The 16,316-nt window shown below is 46.7% G+C and carries 17 protein-coding genes and 1 tRNA gene; 16 read left to right on the top strand and 2 right to left on the bottom strand.

Annotation, left to right across the window (positions count from 1 at the left end; genetic code table 11):
- Positions 1-282 precede the first annotated feature (282 nt).
- The gene (locus C9I89_RS04495) at positions 283-774 is read left to right on the top strand and encodes a phenolic acid decarboxylase (RefSeq protein ID WP_107282151.1); all 492 of its coding nucleotides are present in this window, start codon (positions 283-285) and stop codon (positions 772-774) included.
- Positions 775-1,183: 409 nt separating this feature from the next.
- Entirely contained in the window at positions 1,184-2,050 is an 867-nt protein-coding gene (locus tag C9I89_RS04490) for an MBL fold metallo-hydrolase (RefSeq protein WP_107282150.1), read from the top strand.
- Between the two features lie 150 nt (positions 2,051-2,200).
- On the opposite strand, the gene C9I89_RS04485 is transcribed toward C9I89_RS04490, so the two are convergent.
- Positions 2,201-2,878: a ChrR family anti-sigma-E factor gene (locus C9I89_RS04485; protein WP_107282149.1), complete on the bottom strand. Its 678-nt coding sequence runs from the start codon at positions 2,876-2,878 to the stop codon at positions 2,201-2,203.
- Positions 2,871-3,488 (bottom strand): sigma-70 family RNA polymerase sigma factor, encoded by a 618-nt coding sequence (locus C9I89_RS04480; protein WP_245905399.1) that lies wholly within the window; start codon positions 3,486-3,488, stop codon positions 2,871-2,873. Before C9I89_RS04480 ends, C9I89_RS04485 begins: the two co-directional genes overlap by 8 nt.
- 227 nt (positions 3,489-3,715) lie before the next feature.
- On the opposite strand from C9I89_RS04480, the gene C9I89_RS04475 reads away from it, so the two are divergent.
- From C9I89_RS04475 to C9I89_RS04410, 14 genes are all read left to right on the top strand, one after another.
- Positions 3,716-5,071 (top strand): DUF4397 domain-containing protein, encoded by a 1,356-nt coding sequence (locus tag C9I89_RS04475; RefSeq protein WP_107282148.1) that lies wholly within the window; start codon positions 3,716-3,718, stop codon positions 5,069-5,071.
- Between the two features lie 181 nt (positions 5,072-5,252).
- Positions 5,253-6,203 carry a YbgA family protein gene (locus C9I89_RS04470; RefSeq protein ID WP_107282147.1) on the top strand — a complete coding sequence of 317 codons (951 nt, stop codon included), beginning with the start codon at positions 5,253-5,255 and terminating at the stop codon, positions 6,201-6,203.
- A 112-nt stretch (positions 6,204-6,315) separates the two neighbouring features.
- Complete coding sequence (gene phrB, locus C9I89_RS04465; protein ID WP_107282146.1) at positions 6,316-7,770, top strand: deoxyribodipyrimidine photo-lyase; 1,455 nt, start codon at positions 6,316-6,318, stop codon at positions 7,768-7,770.
- Between the two features lie 34 nt (positions 7,771-7,804).
- Positions 7,805-8,242: a nuclear transport factor 2 family protein gene (locus tag C9I89_RS04460; protein ID WP_107282145.1), complete on the top strand. Its 438-nt coding sequence runs from the start codon at positions 7,805-7,807 to the stop codon at positions 8,240-8,242.
- Entirely contained in the window at positions 8,239-8,964 is a 726-nt protein-coding gene (locus tag C9I89_RS04455) for an SDR family NAD(P)-dependent oxidoreductase (RefSeq protein ID WP_107282144.1), read from the top strand. Before C9I89_RS04460 ends, C9I89_RS04455 begins: the two co-directional genes overlap by 4 nt.
- 2 nt (positions 8,965-8,966) lie before the next feature.
- Positions 8,967-10,331: an NAD(P)/FAD-dependent oxidoreductase gene (locus C9I89_RS04450; RefSeq protein ID WP_107282143.1), complete on the top strand. Its 1,365-nt coding sequence runs from the start codon at positions 8,967-8,969 to the stop codon at positions 10,329-10,331.
- Positions 10,328-11,218, top strand: coding sequence for a DUF1365 domain-containing protein (locus C9I89_RS04445; protein WP_107282142.1), 891 nt, complete (start codon positions 10,328-10,330; stop codon positions 11,216-11,218). The genes C9I89_RS04450 and C9I89_RS04445 overlap by 4 nt, the downstream gene beginning before the upstream one ends.
- Positions 11,205-12,434, top strand: coding sequence for an SAM-dependent methyltransferase (locus C9I89_RS04440; protein ID WP_107282316.1), 1,230 nt, complete (start codon positions 11,205-11,207; stop codon positions 12,432-12,434). Before C9I89_RS04445 ends, C9I89_RS04440 begins: the two co-directional genes overlap by 14 nt.
- A gap of 14 nt (positions 12,435-12,448) precedes the next feature.
- Entirely contained in the window at positions 12,449-12,988 is a 540-nt protein-coding gene (locus C9I89_RS04435) for a DUF2878 domain-containing protein (protein ID WP_146155043.1), read from the top strand.
- A 3-nt stretch (positions 12,989-12,991) separates the two neighbouring features.
- Positions 12,992-13,525, top strand: a complete 534-nt coding sequence (locus C9I89_RS04430) for a chalcone isomerase family protein (protein ID WP_107282140.1) — start codon at positions 12,992-12,994, stop codon at positions 13,523-13,525.
- Positions 13,526-13,568: 43 nt separating this feature from the next.
- Entirely contained in the window at positions 13,569-14,096 is a 528-nt protein-coding gene (locus C9I89_RS04425) for a DUF3833 domain-containing protein (protein WP_107282315.1), read from the top strand.
- A gap of 90 nt (positions 14,097-14,186) precedes the next feature.
- The gene (locus tag C9I89_RS04420) at positions 14,187-14,678 is read left to right on the top strand and encodes a SixA phosphatase family protein (RefSeq protein ID WP_107282139.1); all 492 of its coding nucleotides are present in this window, start codon (positions 14,187-14,189) and stop codon (positions 14,676-14,678) included.
- Positions 14,679-14,818: 140 nt separating this feature from the next.
- Positions 14,819-14,909, top strand: a tRNA-Ser gene (locus tag C9I89_RS04415).
- Positions 14,910-14,996: 87 nt separating this feature from the next.
- Positions 14,997-16,274 (top strand): site-specific integrase, encoded by a 1,278-nt coding sequence (locus C9I89_RS04410; RefSeq protein ID WP_107282138.1) that lies wholly within the window; start codon positions 14,997-14,999, stop codon positions 16,272-16,274.
- Positions 16,275-16,316 lie beyond the last annotated feature (42 nt).

The following is a 16,316-nucleotide window of genomic DNA, read 5'->3' as shown; positions in this document are numbered from 1 at the left end:
CCCAAACATTTAGCTCGCCGCAAACGCTATCATAGGCCATTAAATAACAACTTCTATATCCCAACCTGATGACGTATGCAGCTATGATACTGAGCATGCCATTTGGATAAAATATCAAAAAAACTGATACATTTAAACGGATAATTGCGCTTTTTACATTCAATTATTGATTGTAATATATATCACGTGATTTGAGGATATTATCCCTCAAGGATCGAGGTAAAGTGCATTGTGACTACGGTGTAATGTGATATTAACTATGAATAAACAAGAGGTTATCTTATGAAAGACTTTATTGGAACACACATGATATATACATATGCCAATGGTTGGGAGTATGAAATTTATATCAAAAATGAAACTACGGTAGATTATCGGATTCACAGTGGCATGGTTGCTGGCAGATGGGTAAAAGACCAAAAAGTACACTTAGTGGAATTGACAAAAGATGTTTATAAAATTTCATGGACAGAACCAACCGGTACTGACGTCTGCCTGAACTTCATGCTGAATGACAACAAAATGCACGGCGTAATCTTCTTCCCTAATTGGGTTCATGAACATCCAGAAATTACCGTCTGTTTCCAAAATGACCATATTTCTTTGATGGAAGAATCAAGAGAAAAATATAATACATACCCTAAAGATGTTGTGGATGAGTTCGCTTGTATTACATATGCAAAAAATGTTGGCGCGAATAATGAGAAAGTAATCTCCAAAGCTCCTTACCCTGGTCTGTCAGATGAAATAAAATCCGGCAACCTCGATATCTAAGTGGTAGAGCTCTGGCTACCGCCTTTCCTGCCCTTTCACCGCCTTAGGTAGCGTACATAAATATCAAGCTTTGAGAGATATTAAGGGGGCGCGGTAGTATAAATAAATCAAGCATCAGAGCGGTTTAGTCGACAATCATAGAAGATCACCGTTCATAACCTAATGTTTATATGAGCACTTATGTATTAGTTCATGGAGCATTGCATGGGGGATGGAGCTAGGACACTGTTGAGTAACGTTCCTCAACTTTAAATCTTATTAACTATCAGCAAGTAAACCGCCTGATATAACAATAATTATAGCCATTATTATTCGATCGATTGATATAGAAAGCTCATATGGTGAGCGGCCGGTCCCACTGAGTGTTCTGTATAAAATCCATTAAGCAAACAAATACTGGAGACATATTATGAGCGATAATAAGCTTATACTTGAAGTTTATTACGGAACCAAAGCCCCATGGCCTAATACGACTTTGCTCTTTTCAGAAGAAAAGGCACTATTTATCGATGCCCAATTTACAAAGACCGATGCCCAAGCATTGGTAAAACGACTAAGGGATGCGGGCAAGACACTCAGCAGTATCATACTGACCCACAGTCATCCTGATCACGTTTGGGGTGGGGTTGAATTACTTAAGGCTTTTCCCGCGGCAAAAGCTTACGCAAGACCTGCGGTTATCACTGAAATCAATCTTGAGTTCAGAGCACGTCTTCTCCGCTGGACCGGCACCTTTGACGATGAAATCCCAACGGAACTTTTCACAATTGAACCTTTGGAAGGGGATGTGTTCGATTATGACGGACACAAGATAGAGCTGATTGACAGCAAACCTTCTGAAACCATTAACCTGACCACCTGTTATATACCTGAGCTGAAAACCTATGTTGCCAGCGATCAGTGTTATAACCGCTGCCACTATTACGTTGGCGCGGGTCTGAATCGTCCGGATTTATGGATTGAATCTATCAAGGATATCGCGGAACGGTACGATATTGAACGAGTGGTGCCGGGTCATGGTGCCGTGGGTGGCCTTGAAATCTTCGAAGAGGCTATCGAATATCTGAGCTTGTACCAAGAGGTAGCCAAGCCTTTGGTACCACAGAAAGATATTGTACAGGCAATGTTAGAGAAATATTCGGACTGGAAGCTTGAAGGTATGCTTTACATGACTATTGGTCCTGCAGTGACTGCGCCGGAGCTAATAGATGAAACAGGAGGAAGCATCGGCTTTGGAACTGACTGTATCGTCGATGGATATTATTGCGCCTCGTAAAGTGCGCTAATAAAACCTTTGGTTGATTTTAATCAACCTGGGGTTGGTTTAAGCCACTGCCATAATCCCGGTCTTTTTAGCGTTTCATTCTTGAGGTCGCAGTATTGCGACCTCTCTATGACTATGTTATCAGTCCAATTTCTCTACCGCCTAACAGCGGAAAAACAACTGACTAAATGGATTCAGCAACGTTGCGAGCCCGGAGGTAAAGTGTAACGGAGCATCCAGCAGGGTCAAACAGAGGCAATCCTGTCCCGGCCGGGTTTTTGGCGAGTGCTGATGTTCAGTGGTCTGAACAATAAAATCACCGGGGCCATAGCTGGCATGTTCATCGGTAAACCGACCTGATAAAACCAAGGTGATTTCCAGGCCCTGATGAGTATGCTCAGGCAGGGCGCTGTCAGGTTCCATATAAATGAAGTTCATCTTGCTCTTGCCTCCCGTTGATACATAGGCTCGCTGTATTTTACCCGGCAGACGACTCCATGGCCCTATCTCATCCTTGTGACGTTGTAACGCTCTTGGAAGGTGGAATTCTTTGTTATCCAGTTTAAGTACTCCTGAAATCGGAACCGGCTCTACCCCCAGCGGCTCTGCTGGCTGGCTGAGGATTTGGCTTAACATCTCTGTCAGCCCACAGGTCATCGGTTCCGCTGGTGTCGATTCAAGTACCTGTGTATAGCTGGCTTCAAGTTCATCGATACGCAGTCGGCAGTTGATGCAGTATTCCAGATGGGCACTCATCATAATGCTGGAGGCAGGATCGAGATCGCCAGCGGCATAGCGGGCCAGAGTATCATCGCTAGGATGAAAGTGAACGTTAGTCATCCAGTGCCTCCTTCATTTTTTGTAATGCTAATCGTAAACGGCTTTTCACTGTTCCTAATGGCACACCCAGCGCATCTGCAGCCTCAAGGTGTGACATTCCTTGTAAGCAAATCATCCTGACGACCTCGGCCTGCGCCGGCGGTAACTGGTTTACCAACTCCTGTAATTCCTGCTTGACGATCGGTTCAAACTCTTTTGGCAGCCTGTCCGACTCCCGCTCTTCACTGAGTACCGGCCATAAGTCATCGCCTTGTACCCAGTCTTGCTGATGTTTGGTTCGTCGCAGTAAATCGAATTTGACGTTACGAGCGACAGAGTAAATCCATGTCATTGCCGCTCCTTTAGTTTCGTCGTAAAGATGAGCCTTTAACCATACCTTTAACATGGTTTCCTGGACCACTTCTAATGCCATTGACTCGTCCCTGAGTTGTTTTCGGGAGAAATTGAGCAGACGTGGAGCGACCTGTACGAACAGCCGTTCGTAACTTTGTTTACACCGTGTATGAGCAATATTGAACAATAAGTCGCCCATATCACCCACTGCGGAAGCTTCGCTGACCATAAGCTCCTTAATGTTGCCGGAATGAGATAATTGAATCGAGTTTTCCATCGTATCACTTAGAAGCATGGTATCCATACCTGTATAACGCAATTTTACCGTATAAGGATCACTGCGATATATGATTATTAAATGAGTAATGGCGACAGAGATAAATAGATAAAGTAATTAATGACATACAGACGGAAGAGAAAATAAGTTGTTATTTGGCTGATCCAAACTGAGTCTGCAGGCGTAATCACTTCCGACTAACAAAAAACAGGAAGAGGGTAAATCGAATGAATGCTTACTCGTTAGGACTAATGTTTGGAGCCACAACACTGCTATTTGGCTGTAATGACTCAAACTCTGATAATGCTCAATCCAAGATCCGAGTAACACATGCCAGCGCTGATGCGCCGCTGGTTGATATTAAACTGAATGGCACCACTGTAGATGGCCTCAGCCTAGTCGATTATCAGGTTGGCAGCGGCCTCATCAGCCTTGATTCCGGCGCCTACGATGTGAGTGTTGAGGCATTGCTGGCTGGCGACGCATCGGCTGAAGTGATTGGGGCCAACCTTAATTTCGCGCCGGATATGCAATATGACATCGTGGCGCTGAACTATACCGCCGACATTGAACCTGTGGTGTTATCCCGAGACGACATCTCACCGGAAAACGATCAAGTGCGCATCGATGTGCTGCACGCCCATCCCAATGTGCCGGGGGTCGATATCTATCTGACCACCACGGACGATATCGCTGACCAGTCACCCGCTATCAGTGGCCTTGAATTTAAAGTCGACAGTGCTGATCTGCCGGTGACCATTCCTGCAGGAACCTACCGAATCCGACTTACCCTCAGCGGTGATAAAGGTATCGCCTTTGACAGCGGGGAACTGGATCTGGCTGGCGGCAGCGATCTGATGATCACTGCAGTGCCCAATGTTAACGGGGGGGCTGTTTCACCGGTAAACCTGTTGGTTGCTGATGGCAGTGCGGTGAATGTACTGCGTAGCACTGAAGAAAAAGCGACGGTACGCGTCGTTCATACCGTCGATGATGCGCCGGCTGTCGATGTGCTGGCTTCCGGCTCTGCCGTAGGCGGTCTGACCAATATTGTCTTTAAGGAATTTCGCAGTCTCGATCTTGCCCCAGACAGTTACGACCTGAGTGTAGCGGCTTCCGCTGATAACAGCCTGGTCGTTATCGATGCCCCGGGAACCAGTTTCGAAGCAGGAACAACTACCAGTATCTATGCTGTAGGTAAGTTAAATTCAGTCACCGATTCCACCATTGAACCCTTAGCGATTAGCGAAGATCTGCGCTCGGTTGCGACTTATGCGAAATTGCGTGTTGTGCATGCGAGCCCAACAGCAGAGACCCTGGGGCTGGTGGATATTCACGCCTCTGCCGATGGCGTATTTGATGAGACGACGGCTGTTCTGCAAGGGGTTGCGTTCAAAGGTACGTCTACCTTGAATGTGCCTGCCGGAACCTACTTTCTGGCGGTGATCCTGGCGAGTGATGCCAGCTTTACTCCGGCTGTGTCAGCTACAGCAACAGTTGATGACGGCGGGGTTTACTCTGTCGTGGCGACCGATGATTTTGGCGGTGGCCTGGTGCTCAATGTCGATAATATGGCACCATAAAAATTTAATATAAGATATTGATTTTAAAATAATAAGTTGATTGAATTGATGCCAGTCAGAAGGTTTGACTGGCATCGTCTGTTGTCAAAGTTTGTAAATAAATGTGATGAGAATGATCTTTTTTCAGTTCTGCCCTGTATACATACATATATAAGTTAGTTCTGAGTGTGAGGAAAAGACAATGCGTATTCCAGTGGGTATAAGTGCATGTGTACTTGGACAAAACGTTCGTTTTGATGGCGGACATAAAAGAAACCGTTTTGTTGCCGAAGATCTTGCACAATATTTTCAGTTTCAGCCCGTCTGTCCTGAAGTAGGTATCGGTTTGCCAACGCCTCGGCCAGCTATTCGACTGTTAGATACGGACGGGGAGCAACGCCTGGTCGGCACGAAAGATGCGAATCAGGATCACACCCAAAAGATGCTGATATTTAGCGATAAGAAGATCACGCAGCTGCAGGAACAGGAACTATGTGGCTATATTGTCTGTGCCAAATCACCGACCTGCGGCATGGAGCGCGTAAAGCTATACATCGCCAATGGCAATACCATCCCGGGGGGAACAATCGGCATATTTACCCGTCAGTTGATGGAAAAAATGCCTTGGTTGCCCGTCGAAGAAGATGGCCGTCTGCAAGATCCGGTATTAAGAGAAAACTTTGTTTTTCGCGTATTTGCGCTTCATGACTTATACCAGTCACTCAACGGCAACCTGACCCGGGAGGCCATTGTTAAGTTCCATTCCCGTTATAAGTTGGTGCTGATGGCACATAACCTGACTTCATACCAATCGCTGGGCCGGTTGGTGGCGACAATTAAAGAGTGGGATATTGAAGACTTTTTCATTGCGTACCGTCTTCAATTTATGACAGCGATTAAGCATAAAGCGAACAACCGTACTAATACTAATGTGTTAATGCACATGCAGGGTTATTTCAAACGGTTGCTGGATAAAGAGCAAAAGGCCGAACTGACGGCGTTAATTATCAATTATCGCAAAGGTCACCTGCCATTATTGGCGCCTGTGACCTTGTTTAAGCATTATTTGCAGCAGCACCCTAATGAGTATTTGCAGTCGCAACGGTTCTTAAACCCCTATCCGGAAGAGCTTAAGTTGCGTTATTCGTTGTGAATTTAGTAATAATCAATTTGTTGCCTATATTTACGGGTGAAGGATACAGATGAACAGGCAATAACGACAGCGTTCTGGAAGAGTATTGTAAAGGTTTTTACAAGGAGAGTTAATGAACAATAAAGGGACGAGTTTGCTGTGGTTTCGGGCTGATCTGCGGACTGTCGATAATACCGCGTTACGTCATGCTTGCCTCTCAGGTCGTCCCGTAATTGCGTTGTATGTCGCGACGCCGATGCAGTGGCATCAACACGATGTCGCTCCGATCCAGGTCGACTTCATTCAGCGCAGATTGCTGGTATTACAACAACAGCTCCGTGAATTGAACATCCCGCTGCTGATCTTCGAAGTTGGTGATTACCGCTCTATTCCTGAGTTAATTACCAAACTGGTCCAGCAATACCAGATATCCCATGTGTTCTGCAATAAGCAGGATGAATGGAATGAGCAACAACGGGATCATGATGTTGGTCTGGCTCTGGCTAACATGCAGGTCGAATTCAGTATTGTTGATGACAGCTGCGCCATTGCGCCGGGCAGGGTAAAAACCAAGCAGGGTGAGCCTTTTAAGGTGTTTACTCCCTTTCGCCGTGAGTGGTTGAACGTCTACCACTCGTTACTGCCTGAAGCGCAGCCCGCGCCTCAAGCGGTCGTTGTTCATCCGGTAACAGCATCATTGCTGGATCAGGATGACAGATCAACTCCATTTACTTATCCGAAAAAAGACAGTGTGTTATGGCCTGTCGAAGAAGATGCCATACGTCAGCGCTTAGAGGCCTTCTGTTCAGAAAAAGTGCAGCTATACCATCAGCACAGAGATTTCCCCGCTATAGATGGCACGAGCTGTTTATCGCCTTACTTAGCAATTGGTGCTTTGTCGGCCAGGCAATGTATCAGCATGTTACGAAGTTCATTTCCTCTGTGTCTTGAGCCCTCTGATCAAGGTGCGTTTTGCTGGTTGAATGAATTGATCTGGCGAGAATTCTACCGCCACCTGACAGAAGCTTACGGTAAGTTAAGCCGGAACCAGCCTTTTCATGCCTGGACATCGAAAATCAGATGGCGGGATGCGGATGAAGATCTGAAATGCTGGCAGCAGGGGCAAACGGGTTTTCCGATTGTTGATGCCGCGATGCGCCAGCTGCTGGCGACAGGATGGATGCATAACCGGCTTCGGATGATCGTTGCCAGCTTTCTGACTAAAGACCTGTTAATTGACTGGCGGGCGGGAGAGCAATGGTTTATGTCTCACCTGATCGATGGTGATTTTGCCTCTAATAATGGTGGCTGGCAATGGGCCGCATCGACAGGCACCGATGCGCAGCCCTATTTTCGGGTGTTTAATCCGACCCTACAAGGCCAGCGATTTGATCCAACTGGTGATTTTATTCGTATATGGATAAAGGAGCTGAAAGATGTTCCGAACAAATATATCCATACCCCCCACCTTTGGGATGGGGCAAATACATTAGATTACCCGCGACCTATTGTGGATCATAAACTGGCCCGCTTGCTGGCCATAGAGAGCTTTAAGCAGGCAAAGGCATTAGCTCAGGAAAATATATAGGCGATTCAAAAGCGGGTAATAAAAGGAGAGCGAGATGTCAGCGCCATCAAATAAGACCATTGCACATTTTATTGAGACTTATAGCCAGCTGACGAAAAACAATCTAGCCGAGCTTGAAGATATTTATCACCAGGATGTGGTATTTCAAGATCCGGCCCATCGTATTGACGGGTGGAATGACCTTCATCATTACTTTGAAAATCTATATAGCACGATTAATAGCTGTGAATTTGTCGTTCATTCCTGGCTGGCCGACGAGGCGCAGGCGTTTGTGCAATGGACTATGACTTTCTCGCATCCTGATTTGGAAAAAGGCCGGTCGCGCCATGTTGAGGGTTGCTCCCTGCTTCAGTTTAAAGATGACCGAGTTATTTATCATCGTGATTATTTCGATCTGGGGGAAATGATTTACGAGGGGGTGCCGCTGCTTGGCAAAGTTATTCGTCATATTAAAACGAGGTTGGGGCAATGAAACAGGTCTTAATTACCGGTGCCAGCTCGGGAATAGGTCGGCAGCTTGCGATTGACTATGCCGCGGAAGGGTGGCGAGTCATCGCTTGCGGTCAAAATCAGGATCGCCTCGCCGATCTGGCAGAAAATAATGATCTCATTACGCCTTTGTCATTTACTGTGTCTAATATTGATCAGGTGAAGCAAGCAATTGAAAGTCTTGAAGACTTACCGGAACTGATCATTCTTAATGCCGGTACGTGTGAATATATCGAACATGGGGTTATTGATTCTGCGCTATTTAAGCGAGTTTTTGATGTCAATGTCTTCGGTTTGCTGCATTGCATTGAAGCCATGCAGTCACGATTTACGTCTTCGACCCATTTAGTGATCGTCGGCTCGTCGGCGTCTTATGTGCCGCTGCCGCGGGCCGAAGCGTATGGCGCGTCGAAAGCGGCGGTGGCCTATCTGACCCATACATTGGCAATTGATCTGGCGCCTCTTGGCGTTACGGTGACCTTAGTCAATCCTGGTTTTGTAAAAACGCCATTGACCGATAAAAACGATTTTCAGATGCCGATGCTGGTAACGGCAGACTATGCCTCGGAAAAAATCCGTCAGGGTATCTCTGCGGGAAAAATAGAAATCAATTTTCCACTAAAGTTTACCTTGCTCCTTAAATTCATCGCGCTATTGCCGCTGCGTCTGCAGTTGATGGCGATTAAGCAGTTCACAGGGAAGTGATCATGAAAATAGCAATTATAGGTTCAGGTATTTCAGGGTTAAGTTGCGCTTGGTATTTACATCAACAGCATGACATCAAGGTGTTTGAAGCGAATGATTACATCGGCGGACATACGGCCACGGTTGATGTCAGCGTAACGAGTGGGCGTTATGCGATAGATACCGGTTTTATCGTGTTCAACAATCGCACCTATCCGAATTTTGAACGCCTGCTGGCTGAAATTGGTATCGAGGGACAGCCAACCGAGATGAGCTTCAGCATTTGCAATCAAGTAAACGGACTAGAATATAACGGCCACAGCTTTTCATCCCTGTTTGCCCAGAAGCGAAATCTGCTCAATCCCCGTTTCTACTACTTCCTGTATGAGGTATTGCGGTTTAACCGGCTGGCGAAAAGCGCCGCCAACAGCGATACGCTCCGAACGGGAACCTTAGGAGACTTTTTATCCCGTCATGGCTTTGGTGAGTATTTCAGTGAAAACTATATTCTGCCGATGGGAGCCGCGATCTGGTCTTCGTCCCTGTTTGATATGCGCGGATTCCCGCTCGAATTTTTCCTGCGTTTTTTCCTCAACCACGGTTTACTTGATATAGCCGACAGGCCGCAGTGGGCCGTGATCCCGGGCGGTTCCAGGGAATATGTTCGCAAAATCACGCCGGCATTTGCCGATAGCATTGCGTTGAATACCCCGGTTGTGGGCGTGACCCGCAGGGACGATATCGTAGAGATTGAAACCGAGCACGGCGTTGAATGTTTTGATCAGGTGATCTTTGCCTGCCACAGTGATCAGGCGCTGGCGATGCTGAAAGATGCCACCACGGATGAGAAACGGGTACTGGGTGCTATTGAGTATCAGGATAATGAAGTCGTGCTTCATACCGATCACCGGGTACTGCCTGAAGCCCGCGCTGCCTGGGCATCCTGGAACTATCGCCTGGAACCGGACAAGCTGATCGGGCGATCACAGGAGCATATGCTCGCAACCCTGACGTACAACATGAACATTCTGCAGGGGCTCGATGCGCCGGAAACCTTCTGCGTCACCCTTAATCAGAGCGAAAAGATTGATCCCGATAAAATACTGCGCCGTTTTGTGTATGCCCATCCGGTATTTTCTACCCAAAGTATCATTGCCCAGCAATCGCGTTCTGATATCAATGGTAAACAGGGCTGCTGGTTCTGTGGTGCCTACTGGTATAACGGTTTTCATGAAGATGGAGTAAGAAGTGCCTTAGATGTGGTGGCAGGGATCAATGCCAGCGAAGAGTCTGTGTTCACCATTAACAAGACAAATATTAAAGACAGCAATAAAAATACCAATCGCGATCTGGTTGGTGCCAGCCTGAACGGCGGGGCCGGTCAATGAACAGCGGGATCTATGTGGGCAGTATCAGGCACCGGCGTTTCACGCCGGTCAGTCATCAATTTGTTTACCCTATATTCATGCCTTTGATCGACCTGGACGAGCTTGAGGAGTTAACTCAAACTATCCGCGGTTTTGGCTCGTCGCGGTTAAGTTTCGCCCGTTTTAAGCGTGCCGATTATATGCAGGGTGGGTGTTCATTACGCCAGGCGGTCAGAGATAAAGTTGAACAACTGACCGGGGAGCGGGTGAGCGGAAAAATTCTGATGCTGTGCCAGCTTCGTTACTGCGGGTTGTATTTCAGCCCGCTTAATCTTTATTACCTCTATGGCAAGGATAACAAATGGCGGTATATGCTGGCGGAAGTCAGCAACACACCGTGGAATGAGCGCCATTATTACGTTATTCCAGCCGTTTCGCAGTGGCAAGACAAGGTCTGGAGTGAACAGAAAGCTTTTCATGTTTCGCCATTCAACCCAATGGATCAACGATATGCATGGCGGATAAACGAGCCGGGCGACAGGGTGTTTATTCATATGGAAAATCACGCCCGTCATAACCGTTCACTCAATAACCACTCACTTAATAATAACAACAACGACGGCAAAATTTTCGATGCCACCATGGCATTAAGTCGTCAGCCGTTTACATCAGGGGTGCTGTTGAAGCTGTTGCTCAAAACGCCGGTAATGGCCGCCAAAGTGGTGTTTGGCATTTATTGGCAAGCACTCAGACTTTGGCTGAAAGGAGCGCCATTTTACCCGCATCCCGATAGCGAGAAAGATAAACCCGACGGAACAGTTTCTGATACTGAATATGCCAAGGATGCCACCGTGCACAAGGCGGCAACTCGTAAAGAAAAATTGGGGGTTCATGATGTTAAGAAGTGACATTAACTATCCGGCGGTATCTGCTTCAAGGCCTGATAACGTTGCAAGAAAAGTCGTATTTAACGTGTTGGCTAAATTACAGGGAGTAGGGCTGACACTGGTTGAAAAAGAGGGGGATACCTATCATATCGGTGATCAGAACGCCGAGCTGCAGGCGCAATTGATCGTTAATCATCCAGCTTTTTATAAACGCATTCTGACCGGAGGCAGCATTGCAGCGGGTGAAGCCTATGTTGATGGCTGGTGGGATTCTCCGGATATAACGCAAGTGGTTCGGGTCATGGCTCGCAACCTGCCGATTCTGGATAAGTTGGAAGCCAAAGTAGGTTGGCTGACCAAACTTGCGTATAAAATTACCCACAAGTTACGTCGTAATAATAAAGATAATGCCAGACAAAATATTTCCGCGCACTATGACTTAGGCAATACGCTGTATTCATCGTTTCTCGATCCGAATATGCTCTATTCCTGTGCAATTTATCGAACAGAGGATGATGATCTGGTTTCGGCGCAAATCAATAAAATGGAACGCTTGTGTTGCCAGCTAAACCTTAAGCCGACCGATCATTTGTTAGAGATTGGCACCGGATGGGGCGCATTGGCGATTTATGCCGCTAAACATTATGGTTGTCGTGTCACTACCACCACGATATCGAAAGAGCAGCACGACTGGGCAAAAGAGCGTATTGAACAGGAAGGGCTCAGTGATCAAATTACCCTGTTGCTTGATGATTACCGGGACTTGACCGGTCAATACGACAAGGTTGTGTCTGTCGAGATGGTCGAGGCGGTCGGAAAAGAGTACTTAACAACGTATATTCAGAAGTGCCAGTCGTTATTAAAACCAGGTGGCTTACTGGCGCTTCAGACGATAACCATTACTGATCAGCGTTATGATAGTTACAGCCGCGGTGTCGATTTTATCCAGAAGCATATCTTCCCGGGCGGTTTCCTGCCATCAATTACCGTATTGGTCAATCACATGACCAAACACAGTGATTTTGTGGTCAGAGATATAAAAGATATTGGCTTCGACTATGCCAGAACCCTGTCTGACTGGCATCAGGCGTTTAATCACAATGCAGATAAACTGGCTCAGTACGGTTATGACCAACGTTTTGTACGCATGTGGCGTTACTACTTCTGTTATTGCGAAGGCGGATTTTTAGAACGCAGTATCAGCACTGTTCAGCTTGTTGTCAGTCGTCCGCACTGACGGGAACTCAGACAGTGAACTTTCATCGCGACTTACCGACAGCGAAAGGCTCAGACATGCCAAGACTTCATTTTATCGCCATTACCCTTGGCTTCAATCTATATTGGCTGCTCGCTGTCTGGGGGCAGTTTGATTACATCTGGCTGTTAACTGTGATGCTTATCGGCTGCTGGTGGACATTTCGGGGGAGCTGGCGATTTGCCATTATTGCCGGCATCACCGGCATATCTATGGACGTGTTGCTGAGTTATTTCGGGGTGTACCAGTTTGCCGGGAATGTGTTCCCGCTGTGGTTAATATTGCTCTGGCTCGGCTTTAGCTCCTTTGTCTGGCTGGTAAGAAAAGTGATCCGGAATTACCCCCCATACGTATTGGTTATTATGGGAAGTATTGGTGGAATGATCAGTTATTGGGCGGGATTTCGCTTAGAAGCTGTCAGCTGGCCATTGGGCATACCGGCTACCGTGATAATCCTTCTGGTGGCCTGGCTGGTTTATTCCATGATTCTTTTAGTACTCCTGAAAAAATGTATCCACCGTTGGGGGGAGGGATAGAACATGATAAGTTATCAGCGTATGAAAAAATCCCGGGCCAGTACATTGTTGACTGCACTGGTGAGCATGATCTTATTACTGGCAGTGACTTCAGCGAATGCCGGATCTTACTGGCAGATCTGGAAAACAGTCGGACGCGCAGAGCTGAGCTGGGGATTTTGGGTGATTTACGATTCGGAATTACGTACGCCGGATGGGACTTATAACCTAGATCAGCAAGAGATGGCATTGGTGATTCGTTATCGTAGAGATATCGATAAAGAGGATTTGCTGGAAGCGACGGATAAGCAGTGGGCGCATCTGGGGGTTGACCGGTCGATGCGTCAGCAATGGTTAGGTCAGTTGTCGCTAATCTGGCCTGATGTGAAAAAAGGTGATCGACTGATTTTTGTATTAAATGAGCAAGGTGCGGCATTTTATCAGGATCAGCGCTTGCTAGGTGCCGTGGAGAGCGAGGAGATGGCAAAGGCTTTTCTCGGGATATGGCTGGATCCGAAAACTGCTTATCCTGAAATAAGAAGTCAGTTGATCGGATAATCCGAGATTCATAATAAAGGAATAAAAGGAAGCAATCATGATGATGCAACTATTCCGGCGCTGGTTATTTCTGCTATTGATTCTACTCTTGCCTGCCTGTTCAACCCCAATCAGCGAATATGCCCAGTCTCAACCAAAATTTGACCTGTTTCAGTATTTTGACGGTGAAGTACAGGCGTGGGGAATGCTCCAAAACTACAGCGGAAAACAGATACGCCGGTTTGATGTCAGTATCCAGGGAACCGTTGACGGAGATGCGCTGACCTTGAAAGAAGATTTCATTTTCGATGATGGCGAGCAACAACAAAGAATATGGAAAATCACCCGCGGAAATAACGGCACTTACGTTGGTAAAGCGGATGACGTCGTGGGTGAGGCTAAAGGTGTGGCCGTTGGTAATGCTCTGAACTGGCAATATACATTGCGTGTGCCAATGGACGATACCAGCTACGACATTCGCTTTGACGACTGGATGTTCCGCCAGGATGATACACGGGTTTTTAATGTTGCAGAAATGACAAAATGGGGTTTTACGGTTGGAAAAGTAACCCTGTTTTTTGAGAAGCAATAACAGACTATATTCAAACTACTTCAAGATGCAGTGTTCAGCTAAAATTCAGCGGCTTTTAGGCAAGGCCGCTGAGTAATGTAGGTGAAAGTGATGAAGCAACTTTTTCTTCTTCGCCATGCAAAATCCTCTTGGGATGATCCGACGCTGGATGATCATGATCGGCCGTTGAATAAAAGGGGAATGAGGGATGCCTCTGCAATGGTCGAAAGGTTAAATGCCTTGCTGGCAACACCGCAAAGGGTCGTTACAAGCAGTGCAATCAGGGCACATCAGACGGCGCATATTTTCGCTCAGGGACTGGCCAATACACCGGAGCTTGAAATCAGTACTGAACTGTATACTGGATCAGCGTTTGAATTGCTTGCTCAGATTAAAGCAACCGAGGATCGGCTGAAACGAGTGATGATGGTTTGCCATAATCCTGCGATTAATGATTTGGTGAATATGCTTGGCTTTGAGATCGAAAATGTACCGACATGTGGCATTATCGTGTTCGGGTTTAATGTCTCATCGTGGCAGGAACTGGAGAATGGAAAAGTGGTTCCGATTTATTATGATTTTCCTAAACGGATTAAATCATAACAGATAGTTTCGCCGGGTGTAGTTGCTTATATATTTGAGGGATATTTATTCGTGTTGATGATAGTTTTAGCAGTTAACAATAAATTTGCCGTAAGCTACTTTACAGCTTGAACCGACCTCTGTATTATCCGCCGCACAACGGAGAGATGGCTGAGTGGTTGAAAGCACCGGTCTTGAAAACCGGCATACGTTTATAGCGTATCTAGGGTTCAAATCCCTATCTCTCCGCCATATTAAAAACGAAAAAAGCCGTTGATTATCAACGGCTTTTTTTGTGTCTGGGCATTGCAAGCATCCATCATAGGATTGACTGAGACAATGTACCTATTCCGCGCTGCAAATTGCACCTACTACACCCGCATCTGCCTGCCAAAATCCTTAAAAGACAGAGGCTTCCCATTTGACATCAAGGTTTCGCTCCTAACTAAGTGTCGTACCGAGGCTGTAGAACGCAACCTTGACGTCGCCCGAACCCTACGCCCACTGGTTTCGAGTGTTCGGCCTGATGAAACCGTGGCTGGCTTTAAGCGCTTGGTTGACCAAACTATCAACCAAATTCGCATCGGCTTTACCTCCCCTGACAAGGCAACAGTTCATATTCGGATAGGCAGCAAAGCAAGCGATGTTGAAGCATCGAAGCCGCCACCGGGTATCACATTAAGTGAAGCTTTGTCGCAATTTATCGCTTCAAAGGAAAAAGAGTCGGTGCGACCACTGACGGTAAAGCAGCTTAAACAGCGCACAGGGCACTTTATCATCTCCACCGAAGCGACAACGGTGTCTCAGGTTACCAGCGCAGATGCACTCGTGTATCGGGATGTATTGCTCGGCGAGGGGCGTAGCTATAAGACGAACAAGGAGTACCTAGCGGCTGTCTCCCAGTTTTTTAAGTGGTGCAAGTTGATGCGCTACACCACTGTTAATCCGTTCACTGATATCCCACTGGCTAAATCGTCGTGCGCTGGGACGGGTTCAGCGCGTCAGCGCTGGCAAAAACACGAATTAAAGCGCCTGTTTCAGTCCGCTGAGTTTAAAGCAAAGGATGCCGGGTTTAAGTGGGCGACGCTCTTAATGCTGTTCCACGGCCTCAGGCCTTCGGAGGCTTGTCAGTTAAGGGTTGAAGATATCTGTGAGCAAGATGGCATGACCTGTATCCGTGTCAGCTCAGAAGGGGTTGGACAGCGTGTCAAAACCGACAGTTCATACCGTCTTGTCCCGGTGCATGCCAAGATTTTGTCATGGGGATTTCAAGATTATGTGTCTGAACTGAAGCAAGCAGGCCAGACACAGATATTTTCTTACATCCCGTTAGGGGAGAACAAAGACTGGTCTCGCCAATATTGCCAACAGCTTGCGAGATTGCAGAATAAAATCGGTATGAAAGCGGGACAGCGACCGACTGCTTATTCGTTTCGGCATACCTTTGTTGATGAATTGAAACAACAAGAGGTAGATGAAAACATCGTTGCCCAGATTGTTGGCCATAAAAACCAAAAGATAACCTTAGGTCGCTATGGAAAAAAATACAAACTTAGTGTTTTAAAGAAGTATCTGGCGGTTATCAACTATGGCCCTGATTGTACTGTGTTTTTTTGACGCGCCCATATAAGAGTTTGTATAAGTGATTGTTTTTATTTG

This window comes from Photobacterium lipolyticum, from assembly GCF_003026475.1.
Taxonomy (GTDB): Bacteria; Pseudomonadota; Gammaproteobacteria; order Enterobacterales; family Vibrionaceae; genus Photobacterium; species Photobacterium lipolyticum.
The sequence above is the reverse complement of the archived record's forward strand: the minus strand, read 5'-3'. Positions and strand labels throughout refer to the sequence as shown.